Here is a 23,604-nt window from a genome sequence, read left to right on the forward strand (position 1 = left end):
GCGGATCGGGTGGATCGCACCACGCCACATCGACCCCACCGGCACACCGCGGATCAACGAATCTCACCACGCGCCAGAGCAATTGGCGCGGACGCTGGTGCGCGCGCGGACCGAGCGGTTGGAACAAGTCCCACGGTTATAGCCTCCATACCGGTGGGGCCTCTCGGGTTGCTTGCTGCCCGGCTGCTCGTGCCTCACTGGCGTGCGCAAAACAACGAGGAAGCGTGGTCACCTCGCCTGCCCTACCGGACTTGGGCTGACGCCGGGTTGGGAGCCGTCACCTCACCTCCCAGCCCACGGACTGCACGCATCACCTTCTCGAGACAACCCAAGAAACACAGACCCGAACAGTTCGACAGCTGCACGGCTTCAAGCTCTTTGACAATTCCACAGGGACAGATGAACGGCCGAGCGGTGAGCGGGCTGGAACGTAAGTGAGGTGCCGGTAGGTGAGGCGGCTGGTAGGTGCGGTTTGTTCCCGGTGTGGGCTGGTAGGTGAGAGGGCCTCGCAAGCTCGGCCACCCTCTCTCCCTCCTCCTGGCGTCTTTTCTCTTTTCTCTCTTTATCTTTTCTTCTTTGGTCGACTACAAGTTTTTCGTTAGTCCGCTCCTCCATAGTCCGGCAATGACCACATCCAGCACCGTCCGCCTCACTGCCACCCTGCTCCTGGCAGCAACCGTGGTTCTGGGAACTGGAACGGCCTCTTCCACCCCGACGCCATCGGCCCCCACGACCACAACGGCGTCCCCCACATCGACAATCAAATGGACCGCCGAATCACTGACCACCGCCTTCGCAGCGATCAACCAGAAGCTCGGCTCCAACCCCGAGTGGACCAGACTGGACATCGCAAATGACGGCACCGGCATGGACGTCGAAGCCGTCGACCCCGCCAACCGCGACTCGATCATCAAGTACATCTACACCGCAGCTACCGGCCAGGTGGAACTCCAGACAATCGCCTATATCCCTTCCGAAAAACGGGAACAGCGCGGAATCGCAACCTTCACCAGCAGCGATGTATCACTCGACACGCTACTGACGATCGGCCCGAAGGCGCTGCGCGACACCGCAATACAGGACGGCTACGTCTGGGACTACGTCATCGGAAAAAGCGCCAACCCACCCTCATTCCTCATCGAGGTGAATGTGTACGGCCCCGACCGCGTCCACAACGAGAAGCTCGCCGACTACGACATGGTCGGCAACCTGATCTCCGTCTCATGACCTAGCGCGAGAGCATCGACCAGAAGGCGCAGCGGTGGTCGGTGGTGAAGTTGTCGGCCAATTGGTTTCCGGTGGGGCGGAAGGACAGGTAAGTGGGGTTGGTTGGGGAGTACAGCGGGATGGGTTGTAGGGCTTGGGGATCCGGGGTGTTGGTGGTGATGAAGCGGGACCAGTAGTGGAGCATTTCGGATTGGAGGTGTTGTTGGGCGGAGGTCATGATGCCGTGGAGGAGCCAGCCGGATTGGGCCAGGTCGAAGAGGGAGGGGAGTTCGGCGGCGTGGTAGGCGCCCATCGGGAAGGTGGTGGGTGGGGAGACGGGGGCGGGGTCGTCGAATTGGTAGGTGTAGGTGGGGTTTTGGCGGGAGAAGTCGGCTATTTGGTCGATCAGGTTGCAGACGACCTTGTCGGTCCAGGAGCGGGAGAGGGCCACGGCGGGTTGGGGGTAGTCGGAGAGGGGGTATTCCTGGGTGATTCGGGCTACCTGGGATTGGTCGAGGTTCAGTTGGGTGGCCAGGACGGTGGGGTAGTCGGCGGCGGACAGGCGGGGGCCGAGGGGGTTGCCGTATTTCATCCAGACCCAGAGGGCCATTTCGTCGTGGTTGGAGCCGATGAAGGTCGGGATGTGGGTCATGCGACCGGATTTCAGCTTCGCGATCGGGTCCTCGGGGAGGAAGTCGTTGCCGTACACCACGTTCGCGGTGGCGGGTGCGCGGTCGATCAAGACGTCGGGTGAGAGGCCACGCAGGCACGTGGCCGAATCGGTTCCGGTACAACCGACTTCGGCGGCCCAGGCATCACCCTCGGTCTCGGCGTCCGCGAGTGACTTGCTCGTGCACGGGCCGCTTTGCAGGATCGCCGCCTGGAACAGTCCGACCGAGCTCGGGGTGGCCATGTGGGCGCAGATCGAAATGCCGCCCGCCGATTCGCCATCCACCGTCACGTGGTTCGGGTCGCCGCCGAAGGCCACGATATTGCGTTGGACCCAGCGCAGTGCGGCCTGTTGATCCATCAAGCCGTAGTCCCCGGGACCCGTGCCGTCGTCCAGGGCCGAGGCGGCCAGGAAGCCCAGCGCGCCGAGCCGGTAGTTGATGGTGACCACGATGGCGTCACCGTCGGACTGTGAGACCAAAGGCGCTGCGCCGTACATGCTTCCGGAGCCGATCTGGAGGCTGCCGCCGTGGATCCACACCATGACCGGGAGGGCGCGGCCGTCGGCGGGCAGGGTGCGCGGGGTCCAGACATTGAGGTAGAGGCAGTCCTCGTTGGTGGAGCGCAGGCCGCCGAGGCCGGTGTCCTGCGGGCAGTTCGGGCCCGCGTCGCGTGCCTCCCGGATACCGGGCCAGGGCGCGACGGGTGCGGGTGGACGCCAGCGCAGGGCACCGACCGGCGGTGCGGCATAGGGGATTCCGTTGAACAGCCGATAGTTCTGGGCGATCACGCCGTGCAGTCCGCCGCTGTCGACGGTGACCACATCGGGGGCCGTCACCTCGGCACGCACCGGACCGCCCACGAGGAACAGCGAAACCAGCAGGGCGACCGCGAAAACCGGCCCGGCCCCTCGAACCACCCACTCCGGATTGCGCACGATCACCCGAGCCTCCTGGGGCCAGCAGAGTTTCGCGTAGGGATTCGATACTAGGTCGACCGGTCGGGCCGTGAACCCGGAGTCTCGCGCAATCCGTGCCGATTCTTCCGCGCGTCTGCGGTGTGCCGGGCCCGCGCGCACGGCATGATCGTTGCGCGATCGGGGGGTCGTCTACAGCCGTGACCACAGGAAAGGGGTTTGTTCGTGAAGACCGTGTACCTCCGCCGCATGACCCTGGCCGCGCTCGCGTGTGCCGTGACCGGTGCCCTCGCCGCACCGGCGAGCGCCGACGCCGCCCCGCAGCGGATCACGCTGGACTACTCCAAGGGCAGGTGCGGCCAGACCACGCTCATGGCCCACTCGTTCACGCCCACCACGCTGGAGATCACCACCTCCAACAACTTCACCGACGACGCCAAGATCGATATGAACGGCACGCGCACCCCGCTGCCGGACACCTATGCCGCCCAGACCACCAAGATCGACCTCGGCACCCCGATGCCGGGAGCCATCCCGTTCAAGGTGTCGGGCTCGGAGTGGCCGGGCAGCGCCGGAACCGGTTGCGAGGGTTGGATCATCATCGCCTGATCGGCAGTAACCAGGAACCCTGACGACAATGTCCGAGCCCCCGGCACATTCGCCGGGGGCTCGGACATTTCGCAGCCCTACTTGCCGTGCGTGCGCAGCTGGTAGAGCCCCTCGGTCTCGGCGACAACCACGCCGTTGGCGTCGGTGACGACGGCCTTCAGGGTGTAATCAGCCTTGCCCTTGGCCTCCGCCTCCTCGGCGATGCGCGCGATCTCCGCTTCGGAGAGCGAAGCCTCCGCGCGCACATCGGTCGCCGCGGGCTTGCGGAAGTAGATGTGCAGATCCTTCACCAGCGGGAAGTACTTGCTGGTGTCGAAGCTCGCGATGGCGAGCGCGCCGCCGAGCACCTCGGCGACGGTGAACAGCACACCGGCGTACATGACGCCGAAGTGATTGCCATTGCCCTCGATCGGCACGCTGGTGGCCGCGAAGCCCGGACGCACCTCCTCGGCCCGCACACCCATCTTGTGCGCGACCGGAATCGTGAATTCCAATCCACCGTTCACGACCTCGTTCAGCGGCGGGGCGTCGTTCGCCATGCGGACCTCCTCGTCCTGGAAAGGCACCGAGCACTCGTGAAAATACAGAGCACTACTGACGTGCTGCCAACAAGAGAATCATGGTTGGTGAGAGGGTTGTGGCGCAACTCCCTCACCAAGATCGTGAACCCGGCCACATTCGGGCAATTCATCCCACGCCCCAAACTAGTATGCAAGTCGTGTCCAAGACGTATTCGGCCGCCGAGCGCGCCTACCGCGAGATCAAGGAACGCATCCTCAGCGGCAATCTGCCGGGCGGGGAACTGGTCAGCGAGAACGAGATGGCCGGTGAGCTCGGCACCTCCCGCACGCCGGTGCGCGAGGCGTTCCTGCGGCTGGAAACCGAGGGCTGGATGCGTCTGTACCCCAAGCGCGGCGCGCTGGTGGTGCCGGTGCCCTCGCACGAGGCCGAGCATGTGATTCACGCCCGCTACATCGTGGAAACCGGTGCGGTCGACGCGCTCACCCGGGTCGCGCGGGCGGGCCTGATCCCCCGGCTGCGCGAATCCCTGGCCCGCCAGCGCGAACTCGCCGACGCCGGGGATCTCGACGAATTCGCCATCGTGGACGCCGATTTCCACCGCGAATACGTGGTGGCCGCCGACAACCCGCTGCTCACCGGCTTCTACGACTCGCTGCGCGAGCGGCAGCGGCGCATGAACAGTGTTGCGCTGCAACGGGGCGACACCAATACCGACCGAATCATCGCCCAGCACACCCGAATCACGAACCTGATCGAAGCCGCCGACGCCGCCGGTTTCTCCGAAACCCTCGCCGAACATCTGACCCAGGTGCACGGCGTGACCCTGAGAGGACTGTGATGGCGACGCTGACATCGGTCGACACCCCGGCCAGAAGTCTCGGCACCCGCCCCAAAGCCTGGCTGGGCGTCTCGGCGGCCATCTTCGCGATCGCCTGGGGCGGAAACGAATTCACTCCCCTGCTGGTCATGTACAAGCGCGACGGCCTGTCGGTCGCCACCGTCGACCTGCTGCTGTTCGAGTACGTCCTCGGCATCATTCCCGCGCTGCTCATCGGCGGCCCGCTCTCGGACCGCTACGGTCGCCGTCGTCTGATGCGGCCCGCACCGCTCGTCGCGGCCCTCGGTTCGAGCTTCCTGGCCTTCGGATCCGATTCCGTGCCAATGCTTTCCCTCGGGCGCGTGCTGTGCGGCATCGCGCTGGGGCTGGCCATGGCCGTGGGCAGCAGTTGGCTCAAGGAACTCTCGCAGCCGCCGTTCACCGACGTGGCCGTGTCCGGGGTGGGCGCGCGCCGCTCGGCCATGAGTCTGACCGGTGGCTTCGGCATCGGCGCGGGCGTGGCCGGGGTACTGGCCCAGTGGGCACCGTGGCCCGATACCTTCGCCTATCTGATCAATGTCGCGCTCTGCCTGCTGGCCGCGATCTGGCTGTACCGCGCGCCGGAAACCGTCGCGCCGCAAGAGAATCCGGGCCGACTGCTCGATGACCTGAAGGTTCCCGCCGCCGCCCACCACCGCTTCCGAACCGTGGCGCTGCCACTGTGCCTGTGGCTGTTCACCTGTTCGGCCGCGGCCTACGCCATCATGCCGACCCTCATGATGCCCAAGGTCCACAACGCCCCGATCGCGTTCTCGGCCCTCATTACGGTCATCACACTGGGCTGCGGCTTCGCCATCCAGTCCGTGGCGCGGCGCATCGACCGCCCGGGTTCGCTGCGGCTGCCGGTGGTGGCGCTGACGCTGGTCATCACCGGAATGGTGTTGGCGGCGGCCGCTTCCGCGACGCTGACCATGTGGCTGACGGTGCTGACTGCCATCGCCTTGGGCATGGGCTTCGGCAGCGGTCTCGTCGCGGGTCTGCTGGAAATCGAGCGCATGGCCCGTCCCGATGATCTGGCGGGTCTGACCGCGGTCTTCTATGCCGTCAGCTATCTGGGCTTCGGCGTCCCGGCCGTCATGGCGGTCTGCCACGATGCGACCGGCGTCGGATACCCGGCCATGTTCGGCGTCCTGGCCGCCGCCTGCGTCGCCTGCCTGGCGATCGTCAGCCGCGCCCGCGAGGCCTGAGACGCACTCCGAGACGCCATCGATTCGACCGCCTGCCGTCGCGACCACGACGGCAGGCGGTCGAATTCTCGCCGCGGCGATCAGCTTTCGATGGGCAGACCCGCTTCGGTCCAATCCTGAATGCCGTCACGGTATTTGCGGACATTGGTGTAGCCCAGCTGCTCCAGCTTGGTGGCCACCTGCTGACTGTTGGGGCACGCGGCATTGGAGCAGTAGGTGACGATGGCCGCGTCGCGGTCCGGGAGCAGGCGCGGGGCTTGGGTTTCCACGTCGGCCTCGACCAGCGCGATCGCCCCGGGGAGGTGGGCCTTGGCGTAGTACTCGCCGCCGAGGGCGTCGAGCACGATCACCGATCCGGCCTCGATCTCCTTGGCGAGTTCGTCGCGGGTGATGAGTGCGGTCATGGGTTTTCCTTTCCGAGCACGAAAGTGTGTGCGTGTGCACGCTACTACTTACGTGCGGGCGCACGCAACTGGTTATGATGGGCCGGTGCCCGCACCTCGATCCCATCCGGCCGTCCACGCCTGGGCCGCACTGCTCCAGGTCCACGCCAAACTCGTGCCCGAACTCGACTCCGAATTGCGCCGCACCACCGGGTTGCCGCTGAGCTGGTACGACGTCCTGCTGGAACTCGATGGGCCGCACCGGCTCCGCATGAGCGACCTGGGGGAACGCGTGGTGCTCAGCCGCACCCGCGTGAGCCGCCTGGTGACGGAGATGGAGTCACACGGTTTGGTGCGGCGTGAATCCAATCCCGACGACGGCCGATCCGCCTTCGTGAGCATTACCGATGCGGGCCGCCGCCGCTTCCGCGAGGCCGCCCCGCACTACCTGGACGGGATCGAACGACGCTTCGGGGGCAGACTGGATCCGGCCGAACTCGAGACGGTGGCCGCGGCACTGCGCAAGGTGCTCGGGCCGTCCGAGGTGACCACACCGGATTCGAACAGAGGAGACTTCTAGTGCGTTTCGGCATCTTCATCCCGCAGGGCTGGCGGCTCGATCTCGTCGGGATCGACCCCGCCGCGCAATGGGGCGTGATGCGAGACCTGGCCCGGCGCGCCGATTCCGGCGACGCGTGGGAATCGCTGTGGGTCTACGACCACTTCCACACCGTGCCGGTGCCGACCGAGGAGGCCACCCACGAGGCCTGGTCGCTCATGTCCGCGCTGGCGGCGAGCACCTCGCGAATCCGGCTGGGCCAGATGTGCACCGCCATGAGCTACCGCGATCCGGCCTACCTGGCCAAGGTGGCCGCCACGGTGGACCTCATCTCGGGCGGTCGCGTGGAGATGGGCATCGGCGGCGGCTGGTACGAGCACGAGTGGCGCGCCTACGGCTACGGATTCCCCTCCGCCGGAACGCGATTGGGCCGTCTCGACGAGGGCGTGCAGATCTTCAAGCAGGCCTGGACCACCGGCAAGGCCACCCTCGACGGCAAGCACTACCAGGTCGACGGCGCGATCGTGCGCCCGCTTCCCTTGCAGGAGGGCGGGATTCCGATCTGGATCGCGGGCGGCGGCGAGAAGGTGACGCTGCGCATCGCGGCGAAGTACGCGCAGTACACCAACTTCGCCGGTGATCCGGAGACCTTCACCCAGAAGTCGGAGCTGCTGCGCGCCCACTGTGCCGAAGTGGGAACGGATTTCGACGCCATCACCCGCAGCTCGAACTTCAATACGCTGGTCGGGGCGACCGAGGCCGAGGTCCAGGAGCGGCTGTCCGCGCTGGAGGCCCGGCTGACGCCGTTCGTCGGCGCCGAGGGCGCGGCGCAACACGTCAAGGATCTGTTCCGCAACTCCCCCGCCGTCGGCACCCCCGAGCAGATCGTCGAACGGCTCTCGCAGGTCAAGGCTTTGGGGCTCGGGTATTCGATCCACTACTTCCCCGAAACCGCCTACGACACCTCCGGCGCGGAACTGTTCGAGCGCGAGGTCATTCCCGCCCTGCGCTGATCACGCCCTGGAGAAACACGAAAACCGCCCGCTGACACCGGTTTCGGAGGTCAGCGGGCGGAGTGTTTCAGAGGGCAGGGTGTTTCAGCGGGCGGGGTGTTGTTGTCACCAGCCCAGATCGGTGAAGAACTGGTAGCCGGTGGGATCGCCGGTCATCTTCCAGTGCAGGCCCTGCAGGAAGAAGCAGGCGACCAGGTTGGTGGCGGCGAAGGCGACCAGCACCATCGGGGTGACCTTGGCGGCCCGGCGCAGGGCGGTCGAAGTGGCTGCCACCCGGCCCGGTTCGCTGAAGGCGCTCAGGAAGAGCACGATGCCCGCGGCGAGCACGGCCATCACGAAGGTGATGAAGGCCCAGGTGTAGAGGTGCAGACCGAGCAGCGCACCGGCGTAACCCGGATCATTCGGGGCGATGTGCATGAGCACCTGGGCGCCCGAGACGAAGCTGCCGAGAATGGCGGCCATGACGGCCCAGCCCCAGCCGGAGGCGAACTCGCGGGTGGTCACCACCCCGGTGCGCGACCGCATGATGATGTAGGTCGGCCCGATCGCGCTGAGCAGGAAGAACATTCGCTGCAGCAGGCACATGGGGCAGGGGTACTCCCACAGCCCGAACTGGAAGGTGTAGGCGCCGAGCAGAGTGGCGCACATGCCGATCACGTAGGCGTGGGCGAACCACAGCCCGAGCTTGTTCGACAGTCCGGGGTTGTCGGTGGTGACGCGAACGCCGGTGGCGGCGGGGGTCGCGAAGGTGGTCATGAGAAGTCAGCTCCTGAGGTGGCGATCACAGACCGAGGTGGAACGAGTGGTCGATGACGTGGGGAAGGAAAGCCAGTACCGACAGGGCCAGGGTCGCCGAGCACAGACCCATCGCATAGCCCCGCGGCCAACTGCGAACCACCGCCACCACACACAGCAGGATGAGAGCAAAGAGCAGGGTGTACATGGTGTCCTGATTTCGTCGGGGATTCGGTCACCCCTTACTTTTCACCCGGCGTGAAACACCTGGTAGACACCTTGTTTCAATGCACTCATAGAACCGGGCTATGACCGAGTTCCCGGGCACGTGGGCCCGGGGTCGTCACCGTGGCACGGTCACCGGATCGGTGCAGCTGGTCAACGGATCGACCAGCGAGCACGCCTTGGGATCACGGGTCGGACGATAGTCGGCCGGAACGCCGCCCGCCCGCGTGATCTCGGTGTACGCCGGGACGGCGTCGGTCGGGCGGCGCGTGAGGGTCGGATCGGTCAGGACGTCCACGGTATACAGCCCGAATCGCGGTGTGTACGAGCCCCATTCGTAGTTGTCGGTGAGGCTCCAGTAGTTGTAGCCGATGACGTTCATCCCATCGGCCTTGGCGCGCTGCACCCAGTAGACCGTGTCGCGCAGATCGTCGGCACGGGTGTAGCCGTCGGCGCGGGGCCCGCCGTTCTCGGTGGGCATGCCGTTCTCCACGATATAGAGCGGCTTGCCCGGGAAGGCGCGCGAATAGTGTTCCAGCGCATAGTAAATGCCATCGGGTTGCAGCGGGTTGTTCCACAGTTCGTTACTGATGGGCGAGCGCAAGGCATCCGGGGACAGGCCGTAGTAGTAGTCGATGCCGACGTAGTCCAGCTTGGCGGCGATCTTGTCGATCAAGGGGCCGTTCACCGCGTCCTCGGCGGTGGGGATGTAGGCGACATTGCTGGTGACCAGCGCACCCGGCTGTACCCGGTGGATGTAGTCGTAGATGGTGTTGTGCGCCTGCGCGATTCGGTCCTGCATGGCGGGCACCGCGGTGGCGGGCAGATCACCCAGCCGGACCTCGTTGATCATGTACATGGTCGGCTCGTTGAACGTGACCCACAGCGGATTGCCCGCGGCATAGCGGTCCACGATCGTGCGGGCGTTGGCCAGCCAGTCGTCGACCATGCCCGCGCGGTTCCATCCACCCCGGTCGACCTCCCAGCCGGGGAACACCCAGTGGTCCAGGGTCAGCATGGGCCGCATGCCCGCGGCTTCGATCGCGCCGATCACCTTGTCGTAGAAGCGAAGTCCGTCCTCGTCCCACACACCCGGCTGCGGCTGCACCCGGGCCCACTCGATGCCGATCCGGTACACCTTCACGCCGAGCCCCTTGGCCAGCTGGATGTCGGACAGGTACCGGTCGTAGAAGTCGATCGAATCCCGGTACGGGTCCTCGGTTTTCCCGGACGCGGCGTAGCGCGACCAATTGCTGTCCGGCGCATGCCCTTCGGACTGGAAGCCCGAGGCGGCGACGCCCCACAGGAAGTCCGGCCCCAGCGGCGCGACTCGAGCGGGCGGCTCCGGGCGGGCGAAGGCCGGGGCGGCGGTCACGGTCAAGGCGGCGGTCACGGTCAGGGCGGCGGAGGCGGCCAGGCTCAGGTTGCGGCGGAATCGCATGACGAAAACCGTACAACGCTCGGTTTTGGTGGGCAAGAAACTCTCAGAGTCCGCTTAGACTTGCCCGATGGCGAAACGCGGACCCTATGGGAAAGGCATCGAGCGGCGAGAGCGGATTCTCGAGGCCGCGCTGCACACGATCGCCGAGCGCGGATTTCTGGCGACCTCGGTGGCCGAGCTGGCCGAGGCGGTCGGGCTGAGCCAGAGCGGGCTGCTGCACTACTTCGGGTCCAAGGAGGAGCTGTTCGTCGCGGTGCTGCGCAAGCGCGACGAGATCGGCGCGCTCGAACTCGGCGAGCCGACCCCCGAGGTGCTGGTCCGGGTCGTGCGCCGAAACACCCAGGTGCCGGGCCTGATCGAGCTGTTCACCCATATGCAGGCCGCGGCCGCCGACCCGCACCACCCCGCCCACGAGTACATGCGCGAGCACTACGAGCGCGGCGTCGCCCGATTCGCCGAACTCCTGCGGGGCATGCAGAAGACCGGCGCGGTGCCCGCCGACATCGATCCCGAGGTGATGGCCACCGCCTTCATGGCGCTGTCGGACGGGCTCCAATCCCGGTGGCTCATCGACCCTTCCCTCGATATGGAGTACTACCTGCAACGGTGCTGGACCCAGTTCACCGGTCAGCAGTTCCCCGGCACCTAGCCGATCCACGCCGCGATCGCGAGGAAGACACAGATCAGCACGAACAGGATCCCCATGAGCGGCGCGATGAACCGCACGTAGCGGTCGTAGCGCACCTTGGCCAGTGCGATACCACCGGTGACGACGGCCGTGGTCGGGGTGACCAGGTTCGCCCAGCCGGACGCCGACTGCCAGCCCGTCACCACCAAAGACCGTGGCACGTGGGCGAAGTCGGCCAGCGGGGCCATGATGGGCATGGCCAGGGTGGCGTGACCCGAGGTGGACGGGATGAGGAAGGCCAGGGGCACGTTCACCAGGAACACCGCCACCGCGAAGACCGCCGACGACGTCCCGGACACAACGCCTTCCAGCGCGTGCAGCACCGTGCTGGTGATCTGGGTGTTGTTCATGATGACGGTGACGCCGCGTGCCAGCACGATGACGAAGCCCGCGCCGACGAAGTCGCTGAAGCCCTTGCCGACGTTCTCCGACATCTTGCCCTCGCCCAGCCCGCCGGCCAGGCCCACCACCACCGCGGCCACCAGGAACAGGGCCGCCAATTCCGGGAAGCTCCAACCCAATTCCCATCCGAACGGTTTCGCGCCCTGACCGTTGACGACCGTGCCCCACGGAATCACCGAGAAGATCATGAACGCGAAGGTGATACCGACCAGCCACAGCACCGCCACCTGCCGCGCGGTCATCGGATCCGGTTCGTGCTCATCGGCTTTCACGTCGCGGTCCCCCGGCTGCCACCCCGATATCGACTTGTCGGGATCGGCCTTGACTCGGCGCGCGTAATGAACCACGTACGCGACGGTGACTGCGGTCAACACCACCAACATGGCCAGCCGCAGCACAATGCCGTCACCGAGCGCGACACCGGCCGCCGAGGAGGCGGTGCCGGTGGCGAAGGGGTTCACCGTCGAACACAGCACGCCGATGCCCGCGCCCGCGATGATCGCGCCGACGGCGGTCATGCGGTCGTAGCCCAGGGCCAGGGTCAGCGGCACCAGCAGCGCGTAGAAACCCAGCGTCTCCTCGGCGAAACCCTCGACGGTACCGGCCACGGCGAAGACCACCATGATGCCGACGATCAGCAGGTACGTGCGATTGCGCAGCTTGAACGCCAACCGGCCGATGCCGGAATCCAGTGCGCCGGTGGCGAAGGCGACGGTGATGAACGCGCCCACGGCCAGCACGAACAGGAACACCGCGGCCGCACCGTAGAGCGAGCCCACCGCGTCGGGGGCGACCTGACCCTTGTCGTCCTGAATGCCGTAGAGGCCGTTGACCGGAGCCAGGAACAGATCCCGCAGCCGCTCGACGAAGCCCTTGGCATCGGTGAGCCGGTGATACGAGCCCGCGACGGGGTGGCCCTTGTCGTCGGTGTCGTAGGCGCCCGGCGGAATCACGAAGGCCGCCAGCCAGACCACGAGCGTGACGCCCGCCAGAATCGTGTAGGTGGACGGGAACGTCCACTTCCGCTTGTGCCCGGCGGGTTTCGGCTCCGTCTCGGTCGTCACGGTGTCGCTCACTTGCGCATCCTGTCCGCGAAGAGTTGGAAGAACTCGGCCTCGGCGAGCGCCACATTCCGCAGTTCGCTCACCAGCACGCGCTCGTTGAAGCCGTGCATATTGCACTTGGAGTCCTCGACGCCGAGCATGAGCACCTCGGAGTTCGGATTGGCCGCGGCCATGGTGTTGGTGAGCGGAATCGACCCGCCCATGGCCGAGTCCACGGCGTCCACGCCCCACGCCTTTTTCATGGCCTCACCCATGGCCGCGTAGGCGGGACCGTTTGTGCGCGCGGCGAATCCGGCTCCGACGTCCCCGCCGGTCACCTCGAGCTCGATCCCGAACGGCTTGACCTTCTTCAGGTGTTCGATCACCGCGCGCTGTCCCTCGGCCGGGTCCTGCTCCGGGTGCACGCGCACGTTCAGATAGGCCTTCGCGTAGGGAACCACCGCGGACGCGGCGGTTTTCGTGGGCGGCGCATCCAATCCGATGACGGTGATGGCGGGCCCGTACCAGATCCGCTCCCCGATCGGCCCGGTCCCGAGCAGGGGCATCCCCGGCTGCATCCCGGTCACCTCGGCGAATTCCTTGTCGGTGTAGTTCGCCCCGGTCCACTTGTCCCGCCGCAACCCCGGCACGGCGACATTCCCGTCGGCATCGTGCAGGGTGGACAGCGCATTGATCAACGCCAGCAACGCATCCGGCGCGGCCCCGCCGAACTGCCCCGAATGCACCGGCGCGGCCAGCGTGCGCACCTCCACGAACACATCCGCGACCCCGCGCAGCGCGGTCACCAGCGTCGGCTGCCCCGCGCGAATATTGCCCGCATCGCAGATGAGCAGCGCGTCGGCCTGAAACAGCTCCGGCTGCTGCGCCGGATAGTCGTCGAAGACCGACCCGTACTCCTCCTGCCCCTCGATCACCACCGTGATCCCCACCGGCGGCTTCCCCCCGAACGCCCGCAGCGCCCCGATGTGCGCCACCACATTGGCCTTGCAGTCCGCCGCCCCCCGCCCGTAGATCGCCCCGTCCTTCTGGGTGGGCGTGAACGGCGGTGTGTGCCAAAGACTTTCATCCCCCGAAGGCTGCACATCGTAGTGCCCGTACAACAGCACGGTCGGCGCCCCCTCCGGAGCCGGAATCCGCCCGTACACCACCGGCGAGGTATCCGGCAGATCCAACACCCGAATCTCCCCCACCCCAGACTTCCGCAACTCCTCCGCAACCAGATCGTGCGCCCGCCGCACATTCTCCTTCGGATACCCCGGAAACGCGATCGACGGTATAGCCACCAACTCCTCGAGCAGCCCCGTCAACTCAGGCATCAGCCCATCAACAGCCCCACCCAAATCCCGCCGCAGTCCCATCCCGCTATCGAACCACCCCGCCGCCCAAATCCAGCGAACCCCGGGCGACACGCCCGCCCCAACACCGCCCGCCGCTCCCCCGCCATTCCTTCCCCGTGAGTCAGTTCGGGACGGCCGCGCTGAAGCGCAGGATGGCGGCGGCGGCGGACGCACCGTAGGCGCGGCTCGCGAGCGTCGGGCGCGCGGACGGGAAGTTGGATCGATGGATTACCGTGACGCCGTTGGCCAGCGTCACCGTGTGATCCGCGCGCGTCGCCACACAGTTGCCACCGGATTTGGCCGTCAGATCGATGACCACCGCACCCGGCGGGAGCGCCGCCAGACCGGCTCGGTCGAGCAGCACCGGCGCGGGCGTCCCGCGCTGGCCCGCCGCGCAGATCACCAGATTCGGCTGGACGGCACCGATGTGACGGGCGACCGTGGCCGGTGTCGGATCGACGAGGAACTCGCTCGCGCCGTGTGCCACCGCGGCGGCGCGCTGCCCGTGGCGACGTCCGATCGCGGTCGGCGGCACGTCACCGCAGCGGGTCGCGGTGGCGAGGGCCGCCAGCCCCGCCTGCCCGCACCCGATGACCAACGCTCGCACCAGGCACTCCGAATGCCGACCGCGCAGGTGTTCGCGGCCCTCCAGATACGCCACCTCACCGGCGATTCGGCTCATGGCGGTCAGCGGATCGAGCTCGGCGGCCTCCAGATCCGGGGCGATGTGTTCGAAGGCGATCGACTCGACCCCGCGCCGACTCAGCCGATGAATGTCGGTGCGCCGCTTGACCGGATCCTGAAATCCCAGCAGCAGTTGGCCATTCCGGATCGGCATCGAGTCCAGGTCGTAGGCGGGCGGTTTGACCCACGCGACCAGGTCCGCGGCGGCGAACACCCGTTCCGGTCCGGACACCACGGCGGCGCCCGCGGCACGGTAATCGGCATCGGTGAAGTCCGCTCGCCATCCCGCGCCGTGTTCCACCACCACCCGCAGCCCGTGCCGAATCAGTGTCGTCACATCCTCGGGGGTGGCGGCGACGCGTAATTCGCGGTCGGCGGTCTCACGCAGTACCCCGACGGTGGCGACCCGCGGGGAGCGAGCCGGGATCCGGCGTTCCAGCAGCGCACCGGAATACGTCAGGCCGCTGTCGATGCGCTGGAGCAGGCGCTCCATGCGATCGAAGAGCTCGCCGACCAGATCGGTGCCGACCTCGCCGGATCCGCGCCGGGGCGTGGTCACATTGAGCCGCACGCCCATTCGCCGCGATCCGGTCCGGTCCAGTGCGACGCAGTCGATGCCCGCCGCCATCAGCAGCAGGTCCTCGAGATCCGCGCTGGATCGTACGGCCGCGGCGGACATGACCTCGGCGTCGAATTCGACGGTGAGGAACATGCCGTCCCGGCTACCCAGCGGCCGCAGCAGTGCGGTACCGAACCGGGCATTGATCCTGGCCACACGCTCGCGCGCGAATTCCATGCGCTCGCGCAGCAGTTTGCGGTTCTGGACCAGATAGTCTTCCGAGGTGCCCTCGAGCGTCGCCCGGACCAGATGGGTGGATTCGCGCTGAAACGCCACGCGTAGGCGCTTGCGGATCGCGGTCAGCCACCGCTCGTCCCCCGAACACGCCGCGCCGAGCTTGCAGGGACCGAAGGCGTTGAACGCCTTGGAATTACCGGTGATGGTCAGTACTCGGTCGTAGAGCCGGACGGGACCGGTGGCGGTGGGGACCACGATGGACGCGATCGGGATGTGTCCGTCCACCAGGAGGTCGAACGACATATCGCAGATCACCGGCACCTCGGCCGCGACGAGCACCCGCCCGATCTCGATCAGTTGCTCGACCGAGTAGTCGGCGACCACCGGGTTGCCCGGCAGCGTCAGCAGCACGCCACACAGATTCCCCTGTGCCGCATAGTATTCCAGCGTTCGAGCGAGTGCGTCGGCGTCGATTCGGAAGTCGTCGTCGGCGGTCACCGGACTGGTCGCCATCCGCAGACCGTACTTGGTGACATGCCCGGCGACGCTCTTGTAATAACCCTCCGGACACACCAGGACACCACCGGGCCGAGCCAGCGTGGCGATCGCCTCCTCGAGGAGCACCGTGCTCGAGTAGGGGCTCACGATGACCTCGCCCGGATCGATCTCGACACCGGGCAGCCCGGCACCGGGCTGGGATATCCGCCCGAACAACCGGGTCGCGGCCAGGCTCCGCAGGACCGCGGGCTGCTTCTTGTCGTAGCGGTTCGCACCCGTGACCGCCTGGCCCGCCATGACTTCCGCCCAGGCGGCGTTCAGGGCCGCCGCGGCCGGTACGTCCATGGGCAGGCCGGTTTCGCCGTGGTAGGCGTCGATGATGCCGCGGTAGGTTCCGCCGTTCGTCCCCGGAAACCGGGTGTCCTCGCCGAGGTAGCCGCGGGCGATCTGCTTGCGCCGATCGGAACGGTCCGCCACCTCGACCGGATCCAGCGGTGGCGACACCGCGACCGGATCGCTCATCTGGGCGCGTCCTCGGGGTCGGGCTCCTCGTTGTTCCACGCCCGGCGCAACGCCTTCCGGAACCGGGTACGACAGTCCCCCTGATCCAGGCGCTCGAACCGAGCCAGCCCCGTGCTCTCCACGAGATCGTTGACTACCAACGCCATTCCGTAACTCCTGAGTTCACGCAGGTGGTTGAACTTGCGGTGGGCGGCCTGCACGTCGTGCCGGAGCGTAGAGAATCGGCTGGAATCGCGTTCGCGGCGGCGGAAATCATAGTCACCCGCCAGCACGTAGACGTCGTCGACGATGAGCATGCCCTGCGCGTTGGGCGCGAATTCCCGGTTCACCAGGATGGTTTCGACCTTCGCCCGCACCTGTTGCCAGAGCTTGTCCTCGTAGGGCGTCACGTTCTCGACGTCGTCCAGGACATAGACACGCTGCACCGACACACCGGACCGTGCCTTCTCGAGGATCGCCCGGTGGTACTCGTCGCCGACGTCGCCGCCGATCGCTCCCAGCTCGGCGGTGTGGATGGCGCAGATTTGGTGGCGCGCGCGGACCAACACCGTGAGCCAGTCGATCACCGTGTTCCACTCCCGCACAACAACACTGCCCGAGGGGATCTGGGTGAGCACCTCCTCGGCGCGATCCAGCTGCCGCTCGGCGATCTCTCGCAGCGGGACGAGCTCATCGGACGTGGTCTCCAGCGCGGCGAGGCTCTGGGCGAGGGTGAGAACACGACCGGCGATATCCGGGTGCTGACCCAACAGGATGTCGAATCGAATCCGCAGATCGCTGCTGACCGACTCGGCATCGGTCTCGTCGCCGCGGCCGGGCAGGCTCTCCCCGAGCGCCGCGCTCAGCTTCTCGCGCTGGGCCAGCGGTGGCGTGCGAGTCCCGTTCTCGATCTGTTGAATCAGACTGCGCGAACAGCCGACCCGGCGGGCCAGCTCCTGCTGGGTGAGGTTGCGCTGTCGGCGGAGCTGTTTGACCATCGCGCCGATGTGCTCGCCGTCCGAGGCCGAGCGAGACATGCTCGTCTCCCATCATGTTCTGCATTACTCAGACGTGTCATGCGATGCCCATAGTAAGCACGGGGTGTCATTTGCGCCATCGCAGGCCTTGCAGAAACCGGCGAAATCTTTTACAAGGCAGGCTAAACGGACTAATGGGGCACTGCGCGCGGGCGTGCGGACGATCCGGCCCGGCAGTCGGGCGTTCTTGAGCGCTGATTTGGCGTCCAAACTGATTGATATCCGCGATATTTCGCATAACTATCACACCTGATGCTCATTAATAAGCATTCAATGCACATTCAGTGTCGCTGGTGTGCAAAACTTCTGGCTATGTGCCATCGATGCTCTCCAGTATCGTTGGTGCTACAACCACATTGAGGAGGTGCCCGAGCACATGGCCCTCGAATTCACGCCCTGGACGATACGTAGCGACAAGACGCCTGAGATGGCGGTTCGCACAACCCTTTCCATGGACAGTTGGGTGGTTACCTGGCTGCCCAATCGGATGCTTTCGTTGGAGCTCGCCCGTATCGCTATGGAGCTCGATGAGATCTTGAGCGATCCCGCGCCTGCGGACCCCGAGGAGGCGCTCGCGATGGCCGAGCTGATGGCCGAGCGGCTCGGGGTGCCACTGCGTGATGTTGTTGTGCTGCTGTGGGATCGGTACGCCGAACCACGGTTCGAGATCCTGGGAGGAGATCTCAATGACAACCGATGCCGTCGACCGATGTCCACGCTGCGGCTGGACGGATGAACAGGGCGTCCGCGTGTGCCGGGGGTGCGGGCGGACGCTGCATCGGGTGGCGGCGGTGCTACCGCTGCCATCCTCGGGGTATCGGCGGGCGAGCCTGATCGGGACGATCGGCTCGACACCGAAACCCATGGAAATGCCCGCGCTGCAACCGTTCTGGTTCATGGGAACGGCGGCGGTGCTGGTCGGGGAGGGAATGCTGCCGCTTTCGCGGGCGGCGATGGCGGTGACGGCGGGAGGGGTGGCCGTCACCGCCTTGTTCTTTCACGCGATGGCCCGGGTGTCACGGACGGCCGGGTTTCTCGCACCGATCCGGGTGCACCGGGGAATACGACTGCTGATGACCGATGATGCCGGGCGCAGTGGAGCCTTCTCTTTCTGCCGCTGTTCGGCACCGATCTGGATCCGGGCGATCCGGCGTTCGCGGAGGGACACCGGAATCGGAACGGGGAGTTCCGGGCGCTGATGGTCACCAATATCCGGACCGGACAGCGGCACTTCAGCCGGTGGGCCGTGGCCTCGGTGCTGGCGGTGACGTCGGTGATCCTGTCGGGACTGGTGCTGGGCACCGCACACGGCTGATCCGGGGCTACCGTGTAGCTAGTCGCACACGTCGAATCGGATGGGTGGTTGGGCAATGCAGGTGAACCGCTGGATCGCACCCGCCGCGGTGGCTGTGGCCTGCGGTTTATCCGCCGTTCCGGCCGCGCAGGCCGATCCCGGTGACACCCAGGCCGCTCTCGGTGGCGGCTCGGGCATCGTCTTGGGCCGGTCCACCAAATGCAGCCTGACCGCCATCGGCTACGACGCGGCCGGACGACTGGTCGGATTCACCGCCGGACACTGCGCCGAGGCCGGGACGCCGGTGCGCGGCGAACAGTTCCCCGATGCCGGGGTGGTCGGCGTGGTTCGCGCCGCCGATGCCCAACTCGATTACGCCGTCATCGAATTCGATCCGAGCGTGGTCACCCCGCTGCGTACGGTCAATGGCGGCAGCATTGCCGGACTCGCCCCCGCACCACCCGCCTGGAGCATTGTCTGCCAGAACGGCCGGACCAGCGGCTACGCCTGCGGCGTCGTCTGGGCATCGAGCCCGGTCGGTTTCATGGAGCAGGCCTGCTCGAGCTACGGCGATTCCGGCGCTCCCGTCACCATCGGCGACCAGCTCGTCGGCATGGTCTCCGCACCGCTCATCAGCGACACCCGGGTGCTGCGCTTCAGTTGCACCGACCCCAACAATCCGATTCACACCCCGGTCATCGCCGTCGCCTTCGACACGGTCCGCCAGGCCGTCGACGCGACCAAGGGTGTGGGCGCGGGCTTCCAGCCGATCTAGCCTCAGCCGAGCAGGGCCTGACCTCAGCCGAGCAGGGCGTCGAGCGCCCGGTCGATCTCGTCCTCGGTGTTGTACAGGTGGCACGCCAAACGCAGCCGACCGGCCCGCATCGCGCCCACGATCCCCGCCGCCCGCACCCGTTCCAGGGCCGCCTCCGCCACCTCGATCGACACCACGGCCGAATTGCCCTCGGGCAGACCGAGTCCCTTGCGCAGGCGATCGGCGAGGGCGACATCGTGGCGGTGAATGGTCTCGACGCCGACCTGTTCGATCAGCTCGAGGCTGCGCCGCTGGCCGATCCACGCGGGCCACACCGGTCCGACATCGAAGCGCCGCGCGTCCGGCGCCAGCCGCAGCGGGCCGTCGTAGCAGGTCTCCCACGGGTTGTATCCGGCGTACCAGCCCGCCGCGACGGGAGTCAGATCGTCCAGTGCCGCAGGGGTTCCCGCCAGGAAGGCGGTGCCCTTGGGACCGAGCAACCACTTGTAGCCGACGCTGACGATCCAGTCGGCCCCGGTGTCGTGCACGGGCAGCCAGCCCGCCGCCTGACTCAGGTCGAAGAGCACACGCGCGCCGTGTGCCCGGGCGGCGGCCACGGTCGCGGCCACATCCAGCACCGCGCCGTCGGCGGACTGCACCACGGCCGCGGCGACCACATCGTCACCGGGGCGAATCGCGTCGGGCAGCTCGGCCAGCGGCACGACCCGCACATTGAGATCGGTCCGGACCAGGAAAGGCCAGAGCACGGAATTGAATTCGTGCTCTGGCACCAGCACATTCGCGCCGGGCCGCAGGCTCTGCGCCACCAGCCCGACCAACTGCGACACCTGCGAACCCACCGCCACCTGCTCGGCCCCGAACCCGGTGAGCCGCCCGAACGCGGCCCGGCACTCGTCGATGATCGAGTCCACCCCGGGGATGTCGAACTCCCCGCGCATGCGCTGTTCCTCGGCCTCGATCACCGCGGCCACCACCGACTTCGGCAGCAGCCCGTAGCTGGCCGAGTTCAAGTAGGTGGTGGTGGGCGCGAACTCGGCTCGCACGACGGAGCTGAACGCGGGCGATGTGGTGGTCATTCCTCCATCTTGCGACCGCACCCGGCCCGCGCCAAGGTCCAACGGTCAGTCACTGGCCCGATCTTGGTCCGGTCGTGCCGGATCGGAGCTGATCGCCTTGATCAATCCGCGCTCGGTGAACTCCACGGCCAGCCGATGGCCGCCCGGCAATTCGCCGATGATGGCCTCCTGCGACATCTGCAACAGGCTCGGGCCGTAGTGGGTCAGCAGTCCGCGCACGATCAGCGCGTGGTCCGCGGGAAACACCTCGGCGGCCGTCATGAGCAGCCGCGGCGCGGCGATCGGGTCGTACTCGTCGGCCGGGAGTCGCGGATCGTCCAGGTGGACGTAGGTGCTGCCCTTGCCATTATTGATGCCGACGGAGTTGACCCCGTTGCCGCCCAGCAGGGATGCGGCCGCGATGGCCATGATGGTCGCCGCCTGCTTGGGATTCGGAAAATTGGACATGTCCAGGCGACCACAGATGAACTCCGGGATGCCCTGCTGCGCACCGTATTCCCGAATCCGTTCGACCGCCGCGAGAGCCGGTGCGGCGGGGTCGAAGTGGGAGTTGTTCCAGGACCACAGCCAGCTCTGGTCGAGGTTGGAGAAGCTGCCGAGGAAAGTCACTCCGCCGTAGGTGTTCTCGCCGACCTCGAAGGTGCGCGCGTCGAGGTCGTAGTGCACGTAGTCGTCGCCCAGAAACTCGTTGAGCAGGTCCTGCCGGTGGATGGCGGCGGCCGCGCCCCAGCCGCCGAAGGCCTCGAACTCGGGGCTGAAAACCCGTGGCCCGTCGGCGAATTCGGACCAGTACCGGGCCTGGGCCAGCGCGCCGCGCCGACCGTAGTGATCGGCCAGCGCGTGTCCCGCCCTCGGGTGCCCGAAACCGGCGGCCCGCCGCCACGCGTCCAGCATGCCCTCGACATCGCCGCGATCGCCGCGCACGAAGCCGAGATTGAAGGCGGCACCGGCGTTTCCGCGTTCGGCCGCCCGGGCGTACCAAAGTTCGGCGGCCTCCTGATCGCCGCGCCCGCCATCGTCGTAGATGCGTCCGAGGTTGAATGCGGCCTTGTCGTTTCCGGCCGCCCAGGCCCGCCGGTAGAGCTCCATGGCCTCGTCCCGCTCGCCCCGGCCCTCCAGAATATTGGCCAGATTGAGCAGTGAACCGGTGCCGCCGATCTCGACGCCGCGCCGGTACCACCGCTCGGCGGCGGCCAGATCGCCCGCGGCCTCCTCGACGTACCCGAGCTCGAAAAGGCATTCGGGATCGCCGGATTCGGCGCCGCGATGCCACCACCGAATGGCCTCCTCGCGGTCACCGCGCCGCAGCAGCAGATCCGCCAGATCGTTGGCGGCCCCGGCGTGCCCGGCCTCGAACGCCTGCCGGAGCAGCTGCTCGGCGGCCTCGAGATTCCCCTCCCGCACGGCCGCCAGACCTCGGTCCCGAAGCTCGACCGACTCGACCGGGTAACTCATGTGTTTCTCCCCTCCACGCGAAAGTACCGACCGTACACAGGGCACGGTCGGCTTCGCGAGTGGGAATCGTTCAGGCCGAGCGAGACTCGGCCGGGGCCGCAGCCGCCGTACCGGTGGCGCGACGGAAGCGCAGGATGCCGTCTTCCAGGGGTGCCTTGCGCAGCATGGCGCGGTCGCGGAAGTAGTTGTTGATGACCAGCCACGGCCCGCGCGCGCCCTGGCGGGGCATGACGCCGTCACCGCGCTTAATGTAGCCGGAGGTCAGCGCACCGCCCATGAGCGAGGCCTCGGACTTGTCGGCGTCCTCGGGTATCGCGACAACCTCGCGATACCCGTTGTCGCGCATGTGATTCAGCAGGCGGCAGAAGTACTCGGCGGCCAGGTCGGCCTTCAGCGTCCAGGAGGCGTTGGTGTAGCCGAGGACCACCATCATGTTCGGGACGGTGCCCAGCAGTGCGCCCTTGTAGGCCACCAGGTCTCGGGTGGCCAGGGTTTGGCCGTCGACCTCGAGGACCGCGCCGCCGAGCATCTGCACACTCAAACCCGTTGCGCTGACAATGATGTCGGCCTCGATCTCCTCGCCCGAGGACACCCGGATGCCCTTCTCGGTGAAGGTCTCGATGGTGTCGGTGACGATGGAGGCCTCACCCTTGCGCAGCACCCGGAACAGGTCGCCATTGGGGACCACGCACAGGCGCTGATCCCACGGGTTGTAGCTCGGTGTGAAGTGCTTCATGTCGATGTTCGGCCCGACCTGGGCGCGCACCGCGGCCAGCATGAGCTTGGCCGAGAGCTTCGGATTGGTCCGCGACAGTTGGTAACTCGCGCGCTGCAGGGCGATGTTGCGCGCCCGGCCCGCCTTGTAAGCAAGGGTCGCGGGTACCTTCGCGAGTTTGAACCCGACCGCGACCGGGTCGTCGGCGGGCAGCGCGGCAATGTAGGTGGGCGAACGCTGCAGCATCGTGACGTGCGCGGCGTCGCCGCTCATGGCCGGAATGAGGGTGATGGCCGTTGCGCCACTGCCGATCACGACCACGCGCTTGCCGCGGTAGTCGAGGTCCTCGGGCCAGTGCTGGGGGTGCACGATCCGCCCGCGGAAGTTCTCCTCGCCCGGGAACGCGGGCCGGTACCCGTTGTCGTAGTCGTAGTAGCCGGTGCAGCCGACGAGGAAGTCGCTGGTGTAGGTCTCGGTCTTGCCGCTGCGCGCGTCGAGCACCTCGACGCTCCATACACCCTGCTCGCTCGACCAGGCGGCCTTGGTGACCTTGCGGCCGAAGCGAATGTGATCGGTGACGCCGTACTCGCGCGCGGTGTCCTCGATGTACTGGCGAATGCGCGGCCCGTCGGCCAGCACCTTGGTGCCGTGCCAGGGCCGGAAACCGTACCCGAAGGTGTACATGTCCGAATCCGAGCGGATGCCGGGGTACTTGAACAGGTCCCAGGTGCCGCCGATGGCGGTCCGCCGCTCCAGGATCAGGTAGCTGCGCCCGGTCTTCTCCCTGGTCAGGTGGCAGGCCATGCCGATACCGGACAGGCCCGCGCCGATGATCAGTACGTCGACATGCCGCGTCATCGCTGTTCTCGCTTCTGGTCGCGCCCGGACACCGGCGTCCGGGCGCACCGAGTATTACATGTGAATCTTGGTAACGTCTACT

General features: G+C 67.0%; 23 protein-coding genes. 10 read left to right on the forward strand and 13 right to left on the reverse strand.

Annotated elements, in window-relative coordinates; translation table 11 throughout:
• Positions 1 to 624: 624 nt before the first annotated feature.
• Positions 625 to 1,227 (forward strand): hypothetical protein, encoded by a 603-nt coding sequence (locus VMT40_RS38510; protein ID WP_326364615.1) that lies wholly within the window; start codon positions 625 to 627, stop codon positions 1,225 to 1,227.
• A gap of 1 nt (position 1,228) precedes the next feature.
• Here VMT40_RS38510 and VMT40_RS38515 read toward each other — a convergent pair whose 3' ends face one another.
• On the reverse strand, positions 1,229 to 2,818 hold the full coding sequence (locus VMT40_RS38515; protein WP_326364616.1) for a carboxylesterase/lipase family protein: 1,590 nt from the start codon (positions 2,816 to 2,818) through the stop codon (positions 1,229 to 1,231).
• 198 nt (positions 2,819 to 3,016) lie between these two features.
• Here VMT40_RS38515 and VMT40_RS38520 point away from each other — a divergent pair, with 198 nt between their 5' ends.
• Positions 3,017 to 3,400 carry a hypothetical protein gene (locus VMT40_RS38520; RefSeq protein WP_326364617.1) on the forward strand — a complete coding sequence of 128 codons (384 nt, stop codon included), beginning with the start codon at positions 3,017 to 3,019 and terminating at the stop codon, positions 3,398 to 3,400.
• A gap of 77 nt (positions 3,401 to 3,477) precedes the next feature.
• On the opposite strand, the gene VMT40_RS38525 is transcribed toward VMT40_RS38520, so the two are convergent.
• Complete coding sequence (locus tag VMT40_RS38525; RefSeq protein WP_326364618.1) at positions 3,478 to 3,939, reverse strand: PaaI family thioesterase; 462 nt, start codon at positions 3,937 to 3,939, stop codon at positions 3,478 to 3,480.
• A 170-nt stretch (positions 3,940 to 4,109) separates the two neighbouring features.
• Between VMT40_RS38525 and VMT40_RS38530 the strand changes: the two genes are divergently transcribed.
• Together VMT40_RS38530 and VMT40_RS38535 are read left to right on the forward strand one after the other, a co-directional pair.
• Positions 4,110 to 4,760: a GntR family transcriptional regulator gene (locus VMT40_RS38530; protein ID WP_326364619.1), complete on the forward strand. Its 651-nt coding sequence runs from the start codon at positions 4,110 to 4,112 to the stop codon at positions 4,758 to 4,760.
• The gene (locus VMT40_RS38535) at positions 4,760 to 5,986 is read left to right on the forward strand and encodes an MFS transporter (RefSeq protein ID WP_326364620.1); all 1,227 of its coding nucleotides are present in this window, start codon (positions 4,760 to 4,762) and stop codon (positions 5,984 to 5,986) included. Before VMT40_RS38530 ends, VMT40_RS38535 begins: the two co-directional genes overlap by 1 nt.
• Positions 5,987 to 6,066: 80 nt before the next feature.
• On the opposite strand, the gene VMT40_RS38540 is transcribed toward VMT40_RS38535, so the two are convergent.
• Positions 6,067 to 6,390 (reverse strand): rhodanese-like domain-containing protein, encoded by a 324-nt coding sequence (locus VMT40_RS38540; protein ID WP_326364621.1) that lies wholly within the window; start codon positions 6,388 to 6,390, stop codon positions 6,067 to 6,069.
• A gap of 85 nt (positions 6,391 to 6,475) precedes the next feature.
• On the opposite strand from VMT40_RS38540, the gene VMT40_RS38545 reads away from it, so the two are divergent.
• Together VMT40_RS38545 and VMT40_RS38550 are read left to right on the forward strand one after the other, a co-directional pair.
• Positions 6,476 to 6,949, forward strand: a complete 474-nt coding sequence (locus VMT40_RS38545; protein WP_326364622.1) for a MarR family winged helix-turn-helix transcriptional regulator — start codon at positions 6,476 to 6,478, stop codon at positions 6,947 to 6,949.
• Positions 6,949 to 7,941: an LLM class F420-dependent oxidoreductase gene (locus VMT40_RS38550; RefSeq protein WP_326364623.1), complete on the forward strand. Its 993-nt coding sequence runs from the start codon at positions 6,949 to 6,951 to the stop codon at positions 7,939 to 7,941. The genes VMT40_RS38545 and VMT40_RS38550 overlap by 1 nt, the downstream gene beginning before the upstream one ends.
• A 105-nt stretch (positions 7,942 to 8,046) precedes the next feature.
• Here VMT40_RS38550 and VMT40_RS38555 read toward each other — a convergent pair whose 3' ends face one another.
• From VMT40_RS38555 to VMT40_RS38565, 3 genes are all read right to left on the reverse strand, one after another.
• The gene (locus VMT40_RS38555) at positions 8,047 to 8,697 is read right to left on the reverse strand and encodes a disulfide bond formation protein B (protein WP_326364624.1); all 651 of its coding nucleotides are present in this window, start codon (positions 8,695 to 8,697) and stop codon (positions 8,047 to 8,049) included.
• 25 nt (positions 8,698 to 8,722) lie between these two features.
• The gene (locus VMT40_RS38560; RefSeq protein WP_326364625.1) at positions 8,723 to 8,884 is read right to left on the reverse strand and encodes a hypothetical protein; all 162 of its coding nucleotides are present in this window, start codon (positions 8,882 to 8,884) and stop codon (positions 8,723 to 8,725) included.
• Between the two features lie 135 nt (positions 8,885 to 9,019).
• Positions 9,020 to 10,342 carry a family 1 glycosylhydrolase gene (locus tag VMT40_RS38565; protein ID WP_326364626.1) on the reverse strand — a complete coding sequence of 441 codons (1,323 nt, stop codon included), beginning with the start codon at positions 10,340 to 10,342 and terminating at the stop codon, positions 9,020 to 9,022.
• A 67-nt stretch (positions 10,343 to 10,409) separates the two neighbouring features.
• On the opposite strand from VMT40_RS38565, the gene VMT40_RS38570 reads away from it, so the two are divergent.
• Complete coding sequence (locus VMT40_RS38570) at positions 10,410 to 10,991, forward strand: TetR/AcrR family transcriptional regulator (protein ID WP_326364627.1); 582 nt, start codon at positions 10,410 to 10,412, stop codon at positions 10,989 to 10,991.
• Here the strand turns inward: VMT40_RS38570 and VMT40_RS38575 are convergent.
• The 4 genes from VMT40_RS38575 to VMT40_RS38590 form a co-directional block, all read right to left on the reverse strand.
• Positions 10,988 to 12,508: a YfcC family protein gene (locus VMT40_RS38575; protein WP_326364628.1), complete on the reverse strand. Its 1,521-nt coding sequence runs from the start codon at positions 12,506 to 12,508 to the stop codon at positions 10,988 to 10,990. The two genes, VMT40_RS38570 and VMT40_RS38575, sit on opposite strands and share 4 nt — an antisense overlap.
• Positions 12,505 to 13,854 (reverse strand): M20/M25/M40 family metallo-hydrolase, encoded by a 1,350-nt coding sequence (locus tag VMT40_RS38580; RefSeq protein ID WP_326364629.1) that lies wholly within the window; start codon positions 13,852 to 13,854, stop codon positions 12,505 to 12,507. Before VMT40_RS38580 ends, VMT40_RS38575 begins: the two co-directional genes overlap by 4 nt.
• Before the next feature lie 100 nt (positions 13,855 to 13,954).
• Complete coding sequence (locus VMT40_RS38585; protein ID WP_326364630.1) at positions 13,955 to 16,333, reverse strand: aminotransferase class I/II-fold pyridoxal phosphate-dependent enzyme; 2,379 nt, start codon at positions 16,331 to 16,333, stop codon at positions 13,955 to 13,957.
• On the reverse strand, positions 16,330 to 17,349 hold the full coding sequence (locus VMT40_RS38590) for a helix-turn-helix domain-containing protein (protein ID WP_326364631.1): 1,020 nt from the start codon (positions 17,347 to 17,349) through the stop codon (positions 16,330 to 16,332). The genes VMT40_RS38585 and VMT40_RS38590 overlap by 4 nt, the downstream gene beginning before the upstream one ends.
• A gap of 364 nt (positions 17,350 to 17,713) precedes the next feature.
• On the opposite strand from VMT40_RS38590, the gene VMT40_RS38595 reads away from it, so the two are divergent.
• The 3 genes from VMT40_RS38595 (at position 17,714) to VMT40_RS38605 (ending at position 19,418) form a co-directional block, all read left to right on the forward strand.
• Positions 17,714 to 18,085: a hypothetical protein gene (locus VMT40_RS38595; RefSeq protein WP_326364632.1), complete on the forward strand. Its 372-nt coding sequence runs from the start codon at positions 17,714 to 17,716 to the stop codon at positions 18,083 to 18,085.
• The gene (locus VMT40_RS38600) at positions 18,036 to 18,548 is read left to right on the forward strand and encodes a hypothetical protein (RefSeq protein WP_326364633.1); all 513 of its coding nucleotides are present in this window, start codon (positions 18,036 to 18,038) and stop codon (positions 18,546 to 18,548) included. Before VMT40_RS38595 ends, VMT40_RS38600 begins: the two co-directional genes overlap by 50 nt.
• Positions 18,549 to 18,719: 171 nt before the next feature.
• Positions 18,720 to 19,418, forward strand: coding sequence for a hypothetical protein (locus VMT40_RS38605; protein WP_326364634.1), 699 nt, complete (start codon positions 18,720 to 18,722; stop codon positions 19,416 to 19,418).
• 23 nt (positions 19,419 to 19,441) lie between these two features.
• On the opposite strand, the gene VMT40_RS38610 is transcribed toward VMT40_RS38605, so the two are convergent.
• The 3 genes from VMT40_RS38610 to VMT40_RS38620 form a co-directional block, all read right to left on the reverse strand.
• Positions 19,442 to 20,494: an aminotransferase class V-fold PLP-dependent enzyme gene (locus VMT40_RS38610; RefSeq protein WP_326364635.1), complete on the reverse strand. Its 1,053-nt coding sequence runs from the start codon at positions 20,492 to 20,494 to the stop codon at positions 19,442 to 19,444.
• 45 nt (positions 20,495 to 20,539) lie between these two features.
• Positions 20,540 to 21,949, reverse strand: a complete 1,410-nt coding sequence (locus VMT40_RS38615) for a tetratricopeptide repeat protein (RefSeq protein WP_326364636.1) — start codon at positions 21,947 to 21,949, stop codon at positions 20,540 to 20,542.
• Between the two features lie 70 nt (positions 21,950 to 22,019).
• Positions 22,020 to 23,522 carry a flavin-containing monooxygenase gene (locus VMT40_RS38620; RefSeq protein WP_326364637.1) on the reverse strand — a complete coding sequence of 501 codons (1,503 nt, stop codon included), beginning with the start codon at positions 23,520 to 23,522 and terminating at the stop codon, positions 22,020 to 22,022.
• Positions 23,523 to 23,604: the final 82 nt, after the last annotated feature.

This window comes from Nocardia sp. CDC160 (genome assembly GCF_035818795.1).
Taxonomy (GTDB): Bacteria; Actinomycetota; Actinomycetes; order Mycobacteriales; family Mycobacteriaceae; genus Nocardia.